Source organism: Microbacterium sp. (assembly GCF_051860965.1).
Classification (GTDB): Bacteria; Actinomycetota; Actinomycetes; order Actinomycetales; family Microbacteriaceae; genus Microbacterium.
This window is the reverse complement of the sequence record NZ_JBIMKU010000007.1, coordinates 156,776-169,874: the sequence shown is the minus strand read 5'-3', so window position 1 is coordinate 169,874 and position 13,099 is coordinate 156,776. Positions and strand designations below refer to the sequence as shown.

Below are 13,099 nucleotides of genomic sequence, written 5' to 3'. Positions count from 1 at the left end.
GCTATCGGCCTCGCCGATTGCCGAGGGACTCCGCGAGCTCCTCGCCGAGGTTCTCGGTGATCCAGTCGCACCACGTCGAGACGGCGCGCCAGTGCCGGGCGATGACGTCGAGGGCGTCCGGACGCCACATCCAGTGCGCCGGCTGCTCGCGGCGCCCGACGGCGAGATGTCGCAGCCGCAGCAGGTCGATCCTGGGGTGATCGACGGGGTAGCCGCGCGGCGCCGTCTTGAGGGCGTCGTCGCGCATGACGTCGAATCCCGCGTCGCCGAGTTCTTCGAGCGTCGCCTCGAGGTCGCCGGCGAGCCGGGGATCGACGACGATCTCGCGGAACCGCGCGATCACCCTGGGCGGAACGTCGTAGATCCCGCCGCCGAGCATCAGGGCATCCCGTCCGAGCTGCAGGTAATGCGCGACGGGCGCCGTCGAGACCATGCCGATGTGCGCCTTGTAGGGCGTCTTGTCGGCGCTGAAGCGCACGTCTCGGTAGGGGCGGAAGATCTTGACCGGACCGAACTCGGGCTCGAGCGCCGTCGCGAGTGCCTCGAAGGGCGCGCGCACGGACCGCTCGTACCGCTCCTTGTTCGCCGTCCACCACTCCTTGGTGTTGTCGGCCGCGAGCTCCGCGAAGAACGCGGGGGCGTCGGCATCCAGTCCGGTGAACTCCACGCGCTGATCGTAGCCCGGGCGCGCGCTCAGCGGCCCGCGATGAGGTCTGCGCCCTTCGCGAAGATCGAGGTGCGATCGGAGGATCCGGATGCCTCGGCCCGGTCGGCCGCGCGGTAGGCCGTGTAGATCGCGTTGACGGCGAGCCAGCGCAGGGGCTCGAGCTCCCAGCGCTTCGCGCGATGGTCGACCCACGGCAGCGTCACGAGGTCGGTGTCGCGCCCGAGCACGAGGTCGGCGAGGGTGCGCCCGGCGAGGTTGGTCGCGGTCACGCCCGTGCCGACGTAGCCACCGGCCCAGCCGAGCCCTGTCGCGCGGTCGTGGCCGACGGTGGCCGCCCAGTCGCGCGGCACGCCGAGGACGCCGGCCCACGCGTGCGCGATCGGCACATCGGCCGCGGCGGGGAAGAAGTCGCGCAGCAGCGCCGTGAGCGAGGCGATCGTGCGCGGCTGGGTCGCGCCGTCGGTGTCGACGCGCGAGCCGTAGCGATACGGCACGCCGCGACCGCCGAAGGCGATGCGGTCGTCGGCCGTGCGCTGCGCGTACATGTACACGTGGGCGAAATCGCCGAGGGTCTCGCGGCCCTCCCAGCCGATCGACGTCCACACGTCCGCGGGGAGGGGCTCGGTCACGATCATGGAGGAGTTCATCGGCAGCCAGGTGCGGTGCTCGCCGTGCAGGTCGGCCGTGAACCCCTCGGTCGCCCGGATCACGTGATCGGCGCGGACGACACCTCGCTCGGTCACCGCTCGACCGGGCTCGATCCGATCGACGCGGGTCTGCTCGTAGACCGGGATGCCGAGCCCCTCGACCGTCGCCGCGAGACCCCGCGCGAGCTTGGCGGGATGCACACGCGCGCAGTGCGGATGCCGGATCCCGCCGAGCAGACCGTCGACCGAGACGATGGATGCGGCGGCCGCGGCATCCATCTCCTCCACATCGGTGTGCGGCCACTCGCGCTCGTGCGCCGCCGCCGCCTTCAGCCGCGCGAGCTGCGCAGGAGTGCGGGCGATCTCGAACTCGCCGCCCTTGACGATGTCGGCGTCGATGCCCTCGCGCGCGGCGACCGCGATGACCTCGTCGACGGATTCGTTCAACGCCTTCTGCTGTCGAGCGCCGCCATCTCGGCCGTACCGCTCGCGCCCGCCCGTGACCGAGTTCGTGAGCCAGCCGCCGTTGCGCCCGGATGCCCCGAAACCCGCGAACCGCTGCTCGAGCACTGCGACGCGCAGGTCGGGCTGCAGCGTCTTGAGGTAGTACGCCGTCCACAGTCCTGTGTAGCCCCCGCCGACGATCGCGACGTCGACCTCGGTGTCGCCGGGCAGCGGACTGCGCGGTGCGGGGGCGCCTCCGAGGTCACGCCACCACCACGACACGTCTCCGTTGGGCACAGTCATGACCCCATCCTCCCGGGTCCGACCCCGTCGAACCGTCGGAATCCGGGTGCGCACTCGTGCAGAACGACGGGAGATGCGGTCGACACGCCGGTGCGGGATGCCTCTACTCGGCGTGCCGGCGAATCTTCCCGACGTTCTGCACGCGTGCTCGGTCGCGTCCGTGTCGTCCGCTCGCGGGTCGGCGTCGCGCACGGCGTCGGGCGTTCTGCTCGACACGCGGGCGATGGATGCCTCGTCCCAGCGTGTCGGGGAATCTTCCCGACGTTCTGCGCTCGGGCGCGGGAGGCGGGTTCTCTCAGCGGGACAGGTGCCAGCCGTGGTCGATCGCCCCGAGAATGGCGAGTTCGACCGTGGGCCAGTCGTGCACCACCATCGCGTAGTCGAAGCGGAGGGTGATGTAGCCCCAGGACGCGGCGTTGGCGTCGCGCTCGAGATCGCGATGCCGATGGGAAGGGCCATCGTGGTTCGCTCTGCCATCGATCTCGACGATGAGACGATCACCGATCAGGAAGTCGACGATGCCGACCGAGACGATCGCGACCTGCGATCGGAGGCGCAGACAGCGTCCTCGCAGTCGCCAACGTATGAGCGATTCGAGTCCGCTGTCGGCATCGCTCCGCGCGAACGCGATCGCTTCCCGTGCGGCGTCGTTGGTGTGAGCGCGCAGCCAGGCGACACCCGCCCGTGTGATGAGACCCTGGCGAAGGGCCGATTCGAGGGCGACGAAGAACTCCTCGACGCCTCGGCATCGCAGGATCTGGCGCAGGACGCGTGGAACGGCCGGGATCGCGAAGCCGTTCCGCGGGCCCTCGTCGCCGTGGGCGATGCACGCGCAGCCATCGTGGCGGAACGCACGCGAGTGGCCGCCCAGCCACACATGCACGACGTCATCGGCCGGCAGCACCCAGATCCCGATGTGGCGAGCGGCCGCGACACAGGCGAGCGGCCCGCCGTGCGCGGCTACCATCAGCCGCGCGGCGCACACCGTGGAGTCCGCATACACACCACGCCGAACCCGCACGAGCGAGCCGCCGTCGAGTCGTCGCGCGACGGCACGCCGAGTGTGACCCGCCGTGATCAGCGAGCCGAATGACTGAATGGTGTCCTCGCTCGTGCAAATTCCACCACCCTGCGGCGAGCGCACAGGCATCCGTCATCTGGACCGTCGATCTGTGTGCGACACGATCTCGTACCGAGTCGGGGAGGAGTCGCGTGCACGGTGTCGGGACGATGTTCCGACACGCCGAGGATGGATGCCAGAGCCCGGTGTGTCGGCGAGGACTCCCGACGCTCTGCTCGCCTGCACACCTGCGCACCCAGGAGCTTGAGCGTGCACGGTGTCGGGAGGATGTTCCGACACGCCGAGGATGGATGCCAGAGCCCGGCGGGTCGGCGAGGACTCCCGACGCTCTGCACGCGCAGTCGATGCCGTCGTCCGACGGGTCGATCGCGTTGCACACGGACCGGGCTCAGTCGAGGGCGCGGAACGCCGCCCAGAGCTCGGCGCGGGTCGCGAACGACGAGAGGTCGCGGCCGAGGAGGCGCTCGGCGAGGGCGAGACGGGTCCGCACCGTGTGCCGGTGCACGCCGAGGGCGCGGGCGGATGCCTCGTGGCTGCAATCGTTGTCGAGCCAGGCGCGCAGCGTGTCGAGCAGATGCGTGCCCTCGGCGGTGTCGTGCGAGGTGAGGGGCGCGAGCTCCGCATCGGCGAGCGACCGGGCCTCGTCGGAGAGAGCCGAGAGCACGCCGGCGCGCGCAACGGAGGCGAAGTCCGTCACCCGCGAAGCGCCACGGTCGCGCGCGGTCCGCGCCTGCGCGGCGGCCGCTGCGAAGCCGTCGTACCCGGTGGGGTCCGAGACCCCGATGCGCGTCTCGAAGCGCTCGGCGATCTCTTCGAGGACCTGGCGGTCGGCGGCGGGGACGACCAGCACGAGGCCGTCATCGCCGCGCCCGAAGAACAGGGAACCGCGGCGTTCGTCGACGCGCAGCTCGAGCAGTTCGGCGAGGGCGTCGATGCGGGATGCCGCGGCCTCCGTCACTGCGACGACGACCGGCACCGCGGGCAGAGGGCCCCACAGGTCGCGCACGATCCGGCGCACGAGCGACGGCTCGTCGGTCAGGAGCGACTGCACGAGCCCGGCGCGCAGCGCGGCGCGCGCGCGAGCGAGTCCCTGCTGCTGCTCGAGCGCCAGGCCCGCCATCGCGATGACGGACGTCACGACGCCGCGGCCCTCCTGATCGAGGTCGCCCGTCGCGATCGCGATGACCCCACGCAGGTGTCCGCCGCGACCGAGCGTCTGGAGCGAGAACGGCGTCTCGCCGATCCGCAGCGCGGACCCCGCGCGGGCTCCTCGGCGCAGCACCCCGCCGACTTCCCCGTAGAGAGCGCTCGCCGTCTCGCGATCGAGGGCGACGGGATGCTCGCGCACGAGCTCTCCCGCGGCGTCGAACAGCCCCACCCAGGTGCCGAGCTGACGCGCGAGCTCGGCGAGCGTCGCGCCGAGGCCGTCGGGACGCAGCGCCGCGAGGGCGATCGCCCGCTGCGCCGCCAGCGCCCAGCTGCGCCGCGCGTACGCCTGCGCGGCGATCGCCTCGGCGCCCGCACGCGCGACGGCGATGAACGGCGTGCGGTACGGCACCTCGAAGAGCGGGATGCCCTCCTTCCGGCAGGCGTCGGCGAGTTCGGGAGGGATGCCGTCTCGCACGACTTCGGTGCCGAACCCGAGCCCTACGACTCCGCGCGCCGACAGGCGCTGGACGTACTCGCGATAGAGCGGGGGGCCGTCGCCCTGGAACTGCGTGCCCGTCGTGAGCAGCACAAGACCCTCCGACAGGAAGGGCGTCGGGTCGGCGAGATCGCTCGAATGCACCCAGCGCACGGCCTGATCGAGTGAGGCGTCGTCACGGGCGGACGTCTCCAGACTCAGGTGCAGGTCGCGGCGGGCGAGCAGCGCGCGCAGCGTCGGGGTCTCTGCCGCGGCATCCATCGCTTCCTCTTCTTTCGTGTACGGGCTGTACAGCAGGGTATCGAGAATGTACTTCCAGGCGGGTGCGGTCACCTCATCGCGAGAAATACGCTCCCGAGCATGAGCACGATCGACACCGTCACCACCCCCCTCGGCGGCCCCTCTCTTCCGCAGGAGCGCCGGCTCGTCACGAGCATCCCCGGCCCCCGCTCTCAGCAGCTCCTCGAACGCAAGGCGGCTGCCGTCGCCGCGGGCGTCGGCCACACGGCGCCGATCGAGGCCGTCGCCGCCGGCGGCGGGGTCATCCTCGACGCCGACGGCAACTCGCTCATCGACCTCGGATCCGGCATCGCCGTCACGACCCTGGGCAACGCGCACCCGAAGGTCGTCGCAGCCGTGCAGGCGCAGGTCGCGCAGTTCACGCACACGTGCTTCATGATCTCGCCCTACGAGTCGTACGTCGGCGTCGCCGAGGCCCTCAACCGCGTGACGCCCGGAGATCACGTCAAGAAGAGCGCGCTGTTCAACTCCGGCGCCGAGGCCGTCGAGAACGCGATCAAGATCGCTCGCAAGTTCACGAAGAAGCAGGCCGTCGTCGCGTTCGACCACGGCTATCACGGCCGCACCAACCTCACGATGGCGCTGACGGCCAAGGCGATGCCCTACAAGAGCGGCTTCGGCCCGTTCGCCTCCGAGATCTACCGTGCACCGCTGTCGTACCCGTACCGCGACGGGCTCTCGGGTGCCGAGGCCGCGAAGAAGGCCATCTCGATCATCGAGAAGCAGGTCGGCGTCGACAACCTCGCCGCCGTCATCATCGAGCCGATCCAGGGGGAGGGCGGCTTCATCGTGCCGGCGGAGGGATTCCTGCCGGCCCTCGTCGAGTGGTGCACCGCGAACAACGTGGTGTTCATCGCCGACGAGATCCAGACCGGGTTCGCGCGCACGGGGCAGATGTTCGCCAGCGAGCTGTTCGGCATCACTCCCGACCTGATCACGACGGCGAAGGGCATCGCTGGGGGCATGCCCCTCGCCGCCGTGACCGGCCGGGCCGAGATCATGGACGCCTCGCACGCCGGCGGCCTGGGCGGCACGTACGGCGGCAACCCCGTCGCGTGCGCCGCCGCGCTCGCCGCGATCGAGGCCTTCGAGACCGAAGACCTCCTGGGCCGAGCACGCGAGGTCGAAGCCATCCTGAAGGGGCGACTCGCCGGCATCCAGGCATCCGATCCCCGCGTCGGCGACATCCGCGGGCACGGCGCCATGATCGCCGCCGAGTTCGTCGACCCGACGACGGGGGAGCCGGATGCCGCGCTCACCGCCGCCGTCGCGAAGGCGTGCATCGCCCAGGGCGTCATCGTGCTCACCTGCGGCACGTACGGCAACGTCATCCGCTTCCTGCCGCCCCTGTCGATCCCCGACGCGCTGCTCCACGAGGGCCTCGACGTCGTGGCGGCCGCACTCGCCGACGCCTGATCGGCACCGCCTCCGGTCGCCGAGCCCGTCGAGCGACCGAACTCGATCGGATCCCGAGACGCTCGGGACCGCAGACGAAGGAGTCCACATGACCGAGATCACCCGGGACGTCATCGTGATCGGTGCGGGGGCCGCAGGCCTCACCGCCGCGAACGACCTCAAGAAGGCCGGACTCTCGGTCGTCGTGCTCGAAGCGCGCGATCGCGTGGGCGGGCGCCTGTGGACCGATGTCATCGACGGCGCGATGCTCGAGATCGGCGGGCAGTGGATCTCGCCCGACCAGGAGGCCCTGAAGGAGACGGTGGAGGAGCTCGGACTCGAGACCTTCAGCCGCTACCGCGAGGGCGAGTCGGTCTACGTCAACGCCGAGGGCGAGCTGACCCGCTTCACGGGCGACATCTTCCCCACCGGCCCCGAGACCGAGGCCGAGATCGAGCGGCTCATCGGGCTGCTGGACGAGCTGGTGGCGCAGATCGACCCCGACAAGCCGTGGGAGCACCCCGACGCCGAGGCCCTCGACCGCATCTCCTTCGAGGCGTGGATCGCCGAGCAGACCGACGACCAGGAGGCGCGCGACAACATCGCCCTCTTCATCGCGGGAGCGATGCTGACCAAGCCCGCGTACGCGTTCTCGGCGCTGCAGGCACTGCTCATGGCAGCCAGTGCCGGCAGCTTCACGCACCTCGTCGACGCGGACTACATCCTCGACGAGCGCGTCGTCGGCGGTCTGCAGCAGGTGCCGCTCCTGCTGGCGGAGCGGCTGGGCGACGACGTCATCCTCGACCAGCCGGTCAACGAGGTGCACCAGACCGACGACGGCGTGACGATCGTCACCGACAACGGCCTGACCGTGCGGGGCCGCTATGTGATCCTCGCCCACGCGCCGATCCTCTACCCCTGGATCGAGTTCGATCCGCCGCTGCCGCGCCTCAAGCAGCAGCTGCACCAGCACATCTCGATGGGCTTCGTCATCAAGGTGCACGCCGTCTACGACCGTCCGTTCTGGCGCGAACAGGGCCTGTCGGGCACTGCGTTCAGCCCGTACGAGCTGTCTCACGAGGCGTACGACAACACCAACCACGGCGACGAGCGCGGCACGCTCGTGGGATTCGTCTCTGACCGCAACGCAGACGACCTGTTCCGCGTCTCGGCCGAGGAGCGCAAGGCGCGGATCCTCGAATCCCTGTCGCACTACTACGGTCCCGAAGCGCTCGAGCCCATCGTCTACTTCGAGAGCGACTGGGGTGCCGAGCAGTGGACGCGCGGCGCCTACGCCGCGAGCTTCGACCTCGGCGGTCTGCACCGCTACGGCGCCGACCTGCGCACGCCGGTCGGCCGCATCCACTTCGCCTGCAGCGACATGGCAGGTGCCGGGTACCAGCACGTGGACGGCGCGATCCGCATGGGGCGCCTCGTCGCGTCGCAGATCATCGAGGAGGCCCGCGCGTGAGCGGCCGCATCGTGGTGGGCTATACGGCGACGGATGCCGGGGCCGACGCCGTCGCGCTGGGCGCGCGCCTCGCGGCCGCCGCGGATGCGGCGATCGACCTGGTGGTCGTGCTGCCGGCCGCCGACCGGAGCGTCATCACTCCGCCGGAATCGGGCTATGAGCAGTATCTGCGCGGTCAGGCCGCGGAGTGGCTCGGCCAGGCATCCGACAGCCTCCCGGCATCCCTCTCCCGTGAGACGCACGTGCGCTACGGCGAGTCCTTCGCCGAGGGGCTGCAGACCGCGGCCCAGGAACTCGGGGCGTCGTACATCGTCGTCGGCGCGGCCAACGGCGGACTGCGCGGCCGGCACCGCCTCGGCACGGTCGCGACCGAGCTGCTGCACTCGTCGGAGGTGCCCGTCGTGCTCGCCCCCGAGGGGTCGCGGCACGTGGATCCCGAGACGGGGATCACACGCATCACCGCCGCCATCGGCACACGGCCCGGCGCCGACGTGCTCCTCGAAGAGGCCATCGCGCTCGCGACGGCGACGCACGCCGAACTGCGCCTGCTGTCGCTCGTGAGCGTGGACCTGCCGGCCAGCGTCGACACCGGTGTCATCCGGATCGCGGGGGAGGCCCACACCGAGCGCGTGCTGGCGCAGGCGAAGGACGGCCTGCCCGACCACATCGACGCCGACGTCGTCTCGGCCGCCGGCGAGAGCATCGAGGATGCCGTCGCCCACCTCAGCTGGGAGCCCGGAGAGCTCGCGATCGTCGGCTCGAGCCGGCTCGCCAGCCCGCGGCGCCTGTTCCTCGGATCGACGGCGGCGAAGATGCTGCACGAGCTCCCGGTCCCGATGATCGTCGTGCCCCGCACGCGCAAGGAAGAAGGTCAGAAGTGAGCGCTCCCGAAAAGCCGCTGACCGATCCCGTCGAAGAGGCGGGCGGCCTGTCGAAGAAGGGCCTGAGCGCCGGCACGATCGGGCTCATCGGCGCCGTCGTCATCGGCATCTCGTGCATCGCACCCGCGTACACGTTCACCGCGGCGATCGGACCGACGGCGTCCGTCGTCGGGGCGCAGATCCCCGCCATCATCCTCATCGGGTTCATCCCGATGCTGCTCGTCGCGTTCGGCTACCGAGAGCTCAACAACCGGATGCCCGACTCGGGCACGTCCTTCACCTGGGCCGCGCGCGCCTTCGGCCCCTGGGTCGGCTGGATGGCGGGCTGGGGCCTGGTCGTGGCGACCATCCTCGTGCTGTCGAATCTCGCCGGCGTGGCGGTCGACTTCCTTTTCCTGCTCATCGCGCAGATCACGAACAACCCTGCGATCGCCGATCTCGCCACCGAGACCTGGATCAACATCGTGGTCTGCCTGCTGTTCATGCTCGGGGCGACGCTCGTGTCGTACCGCGACATGCAGACGACGCAGAAGCTCCAGTACTTCCTCGTCACCTTCCAGGTCGGCGTCTTGCTGTTCTTCGCGATCTCGGCGATCGTCCAGGCCGTCAACGGGAACGGGTTCGACTTCACGCCCTTCGACTGGAACTGGTTCAACCCGTTCGCCGTGTCGTCGTTCGCCGCGGTCGCCGCCGGGCTGTCGCTGTCGATCTTCATCTTCTGGGGGTGGGATGTCACCCTCACCATGAACGAGGAGACCAAGGACCCCGAGAAGACGCCGGGTCGCGCAGCGACGCTCACCGTCATCACGATCGTGTCGCTCTATCTGCTCCTCGCCGTCGCGATGATCATGTTCGCGGGCGTCGGCACCGGAGACCTGGGCCTGGGCAACGAGGACATCCAGAGCAACGCCTTCTTCTTCCTGTCGGGTCCGATCCTCGGACCGCTCGCGTTCCTCGTGTCGCTCGCGGTGCTGACCTCATCGGCGTCGTCGCTGCAGTCGACCTTCGTGGGTCCGGCTCGCACGCTCCTCGCGATGGGTCACTACGGTGCGCTCCCGCCGTCGTTCGCCAAGGTGAGCCCGCGGTTCTTCACCCCCGGGTACGCCACGATCGTCTCGGCCGTCGTCGCCTCGGCCTTCTACGTCGTCATGCGCATCGTGAGCGAGGACACCCTGTGGGACACGATCCTGACGCTCGGCATGATGATCTGCTTCTACTACGGCATCACGGCCTTCGCGTGCGTCTGGTACTTCCGCAAGCAGTGGTTCGACTCCACGCGGAACGTCTTCTTCACGTTCCTGTTCCCGCTGGTCGGCGGCGTGATCCTGGCCGTGCTGTTCTTCACGACGCTGATCGACTCGATGGACCCGGCGTACGGCAGCGGCTCGAACATCGGCGGCGTGGGCATCGTCTTCATCCTCGGCATGCTCATCATCGTCGTGGGGATCGCCATCATGATCTGGCAGGCCGTCAAGCGGCCGGCGTTCTTCCGCGGCGAGACGCTGTCGATCGACGCGCCCGCCAGCGCCCGCCGCTCCCGTCGCTGACAGACTGAACACAACACCCCGAACGGAGACACCGCATGAGCGAATACGCCGTCGTCAACCCGGCCACCGGCGAGACCCTGGCCACCTATCCGACGCTGACCGACGCCGAGGTCGACGCCGCCGTCGCGTCGGCGGACGCCGCCTACAAGGAGTGGCGCGCGCTGCCCGTCGCCGAGCGGGCCGCCGGCATCCGTCGCGTCGCGGAACTGCACCGCGAGCGGCGCGACGAGCTCGCGGCCATCATCGTCCGCGAGATGGGCAAGCCCCTCGCCGCCGCGCTGGGCGAGGTGGACTTCGCGGCCGACATCACGGAGTACTACGCCGACCAGGCCGAGAAGATCACGGGCGACCAGCCGCTCGAGATCGACGGGGACGGAACGGCCGTTATCCGCCGCACCCCCATCGGCGTGCTGCTGGGCATCATGCCCTGGAACTTCCCGTACTACCAGGTCGCCCGCTTCGCCGCGCCGAACCTCGTGATCGGCAACACGATCATCCTCAAGCACGCGCCGCAGTGCCCGGAGTCCGCCGCGGCGATCGACACGCTGTATCAGGATGCCGGGCTCCCCGCCGGCGCGTACGTCAACGTCTATGCGACGAACGACCAGGCCGCGGCCATCATCGCGGACCCGCGCGTGCACGGCGTCTCGGTCACGGGATCGGAGCGCGCGGGCGCTGCCGTCGCCGAGATCGCGGGCCGCAACCTGAAGAAGGTCGCGCTCGAGCTCGGCGGATCCGACCCGTTCATCCTGCTCTCGACCGACGACCTCGATGCCGCGGTGGACGCGGCCGTCGAGGCGCGACTCGACAACACGGGCCAGTCGTGCAACGCCGCGAAGCGCTTCATCGTGGTCGACGGGCTCTACGACTCGTTCCTCGAGAAGTTCACGGCGCGGATGTCCGCCGCGACCGTCGGCGACCCTTTCGCCGACGACACGGTCCTCGGACCGCTCTCGTCCCTCACCGCGGCCGAGCGGCTGGCCGACCAGGTCGACAAGGCGGTCGCGCAGGGCGCGACGCTCGTCACGGGTGGCACGCGCGACGGGGCGTTCTACCCCGCGACGGTGCTCACCGGTGTCACCAGCGACATGGATGCCTACCGCGAGGAGTTCTTCGGCCCGGTCGGCGTCGTCTACAAGGTGGCGGACGAAGACGAGGCGGTCGCCGTCGCGAACGACACGCCTTTCGGTCTCGGGTCGTACGTCTTCACGACCGACGAGGAGCAGGCCGCCCGCGTCGCCGACAAGATCGAGGCCGGCATGGTCTACGTCAACGTCGTCCTCGCCGACGAGCCCGCCCTGCCCTTCGGCGGGGTCAAGCGCTCGGGTACGTCGCGCGAGATGGGACTTCTGGCTGCGGACGAGTTCGTCAACAAGAAGCTCATCCGCGTCGGCGCCTAGGCACGCGCCGAAGCCGGGATCGCGCCGGGACAGGGCTCACCAGCCACTGTCCCGGCGCGCGGCCTTCCGTGTCGTTCGGCCGGGCGACGTCAGGCGGCGCGCGCCAGCAGATCGTCGGGCGCCACGAACTCGAGATCGTGAGCCGCCGCGACAGCGCTGTTCGTGAGCACGCCGTCGTGCGTGCTGAGTCCCTTCGCGAGCGCGGCGTCCTCGGCGAGAGCGCCGCGCCATCCCTTGTCCGCCAGCGCGAGCACGTACGGCGCCGTGGCGTTCGTGAGGGCCGTCGTCGACGTCTCCGGCACCGCGCCGGGCATGTTCGCGACGCAGTAGTAGGTCGACCCGTGTACGGCGAAGGTCGGGTCCTCGTGGGTGGTGGCTCGCGAGCCTTCGAAGCATCCACCCTGGTCGATGGCGATGTCCACGAGCACGGAGCCGGGCTTCATCGCCGCGACCATCTCGTCGGTGACGAGCTTCGGGGCCGCTGCCCCCGGGATGAGGACCGACCCGATGACGAGGTCGGCGTCACGGAGCTGATCGGCGATCTCGAGGTAGGACGAATGGCGGGTCTGCAGCAGGCCGCCGAAGCCCGCCTCGAGCTGGCGGAGGCGCGGCAGCGACACGTCGACGACCGTGACGTCGGCGCCCAGCCCCACGGCGTTGCGGGCGGCGTTCTCACCCGCGACCCCGCCGCCGATCACGACCACCTTCGCCTTGCGGGTTCCCGGCACTCCGCCGAGCAGGGTGCCGCGGCCGCCGGCGGGACGCATCAGGTGGTAGGCGCCGGCCTGGATCGACAGACGTCCGGCCACCTCGCTCATCGGCGCGAGCAGCGGGAGGCTCCGATCGGCGAGCTGCACGGTCTCATAGGCGATGGCCGTGGTTCCGCTCTGCAGGAGCGCTCGTGTGCAGTCGGGCGAGGCGGCCAGATGCAGATAGGTGAACAGCACCTGTCCTCGTCGCAGTCGCGCGTACTCCTGCGCGATGGGTTCCTTCACCTTGAGAAGCAGGTCGGCCCGAGCCCAGACGTCGTCCGCCTCGTCGACGATCGTGGCGCCGGCGGCCACGAAGTCGGCGTCGGAGATGCGTGATCCCTCACCCGCGCCCCGCTCGATCAGGACGTCGTGCCCGCGCCGTGACAGAGCGTGCACGACCGCCGGTGTGACGGCGACGCGGTCCTCGTTGTTCTTGATCTCTGCAGGTACTCCGACGCGCATATCAACTTCCTCCCTGTTCACGGCAAGTGTGAAGCATTCACGAACGCGACTCCATCGATCAGAAGATGATTCGGCTGATTGGCGTAAAGTACGTTGAAAAGTCG

General features: G+C 70.1%; 10 protein-coding genes. 5 read left to right on the top strand and 5 right to left on the bottom strand.

Features of this window, described 5'->3' with window-relative positions; genetic code table 11:
- Position 1: 1 nt before the first annotated feature.
- The 4 genes from ACTIFV_RS14600 to ACTIFV_RS14585 all read right to left on the bottom strand — a co-directional run bounded on the left by ACTIFV_RS14600 (position 2) and on the right by ACTIFV_RS14585 (position 5,120).
- Positions 2-667 carry a DUF2461 domain-containing protein gene (locus ACTIFV_RS14600; protein WP_439593522.1) on the bottom strand — a complete coding sequence of 222 codons (666 nt, stop codon included), beginning with the start codon at positions 665-667 and terminating at the stop codon, positions 2-4.
- A 26-nt stretch (positions 668-693) separates the two neighbouring features.
- The gene (locus ACTIFV_RS14595; RefSeq protein ID WP_439593521.1) at positions 694-2,061 is read right to left on the bottom strand and encodes an NAD(P)/FAD-dependent oxidoreductase; all 1,368 of its coding nucleotides are present in this window, start codon (positions 2,059-2,061) and stop codon (positions 694-696) included.
- Between the two features lie 295 nt (positions 2,062-2,356).
- A complete protein-coding gene (locus ACTIFV_RS14590; RefSeq protein ID WP_439593520.1) occupies positions 2,357-3,211 on the bottom strand; it encodes an endonuclease domain-containing protein in 855 nt (284 codons plus the stop codon).
- Between the two features lie 319 nt (positions 3,212-3,530).
- Positions 3,531-5,120 carry a PucR family transcriptional regulator gene (locus ACTIFV_RS14585; RefSeq protein WP_439593519.1) on the bottom strand — a complete coding sequence of 530 codons (1,590 nt, stop codon included), beginning with the start codon at positions 5,118-5,120 and terminating at the stop codon, positions 3,531-3,533.
- Between the two features lie 27 nt (positions 5,121-5,147).
- On the opposite strand from ACTIFV_RS14585, the gene gabT reads away from it, so the two are divergent.
- The 5 genes from gabT to ACTIFV_RS14560 all read left to right on the top strand — a co-directional run bounded on the left by gabT (position 5,148) and on the right by ACTIFV_RS14560 (position 11,781).
- The gene (gabT, locus tag ACTIFV_RS14580; RefSeq protein WP_439593518.1) at positions 5,148-6,503 is read left to right on the top strand and encodes a 4-aminobutyrate--2-oxoglutarate transaminase; all 1,356 of its coding nucleotides are present in this window, start codon (positions 5,148-5,150) and stop codon (positions 6,501-6,503) included.
- A gap of 88 nt (positions 6,504-6,591) precedes the next feature.
- Complete coding sequence (locus tag ACTIFV_RS14575) at positions 6,592-7,953, top strand: flavin monoamine oxidase family protein (protein ID WP_439593517.1); 1,362 nt, start codon at positions 6,592-6,594, stop codon at positions 7,951-7,953.
- Positions 7,950-8,834 carry a universal stress protein gene (locus ACTIFV_RS14570; RefSeq protein WP_439593516.1) on the top strand — a complete coding sequence of 295 codons (885 nt, stop codon included), beginning with the start codon at positions 7,950-7,952 and terminating at the stop codon, positions 8,832-8,834. The genes ACTIFV_RS14575 and ACTIFV_RS14570 overlap by 4 nt, the downstream gene beginning before the upstream one ends.
- A complete protein-coding gene (locus ACTIFV_RS14565) occupies positions 8,831-10,381 on the top strand; it encodes an APC family permease (RefSeq protein WP_439593515.1) in 1,551 nt (516 codons plus the stop codon). Before ACTIFV_RS14570 ends, ACTIFV_RS14565 begins: the two co-directional genes overlap by 4 nt.
- A gap of 35 nt (positions 10,382-10,416) precedes the next feature.
- Complete coding sequence (locus tag ACTIFV_RS14560; RefSeq protein ID WP_439593514.1) at positions 10,417-11,781, top strand: NAD-dependent succinate-semialdehyde dehydrogenase; 1,365 nt, start codon at positions 10,417-10,419, stop codon at positions 11,779-11,781.
- 89 nt (positions 11,782-11,870) lie between these two features.
- Here the strand turns inward: ACTIFV_RS14560 and ald are convergent, their stop codons facing one another.
- Positions 11,871-12,995, bottom strand: coding sequence for an alanine dehydrogenase (ald, locus tag ACTIFV_RS14555; protein ID WP_439593513.1), 1,125 nt, complete (start codon positions 12,993-12,995; stop codon positions 11,871-11,873).
- Between the last annotated feature and the right edge of the window lie 104 nt (positions 12,996-13,099).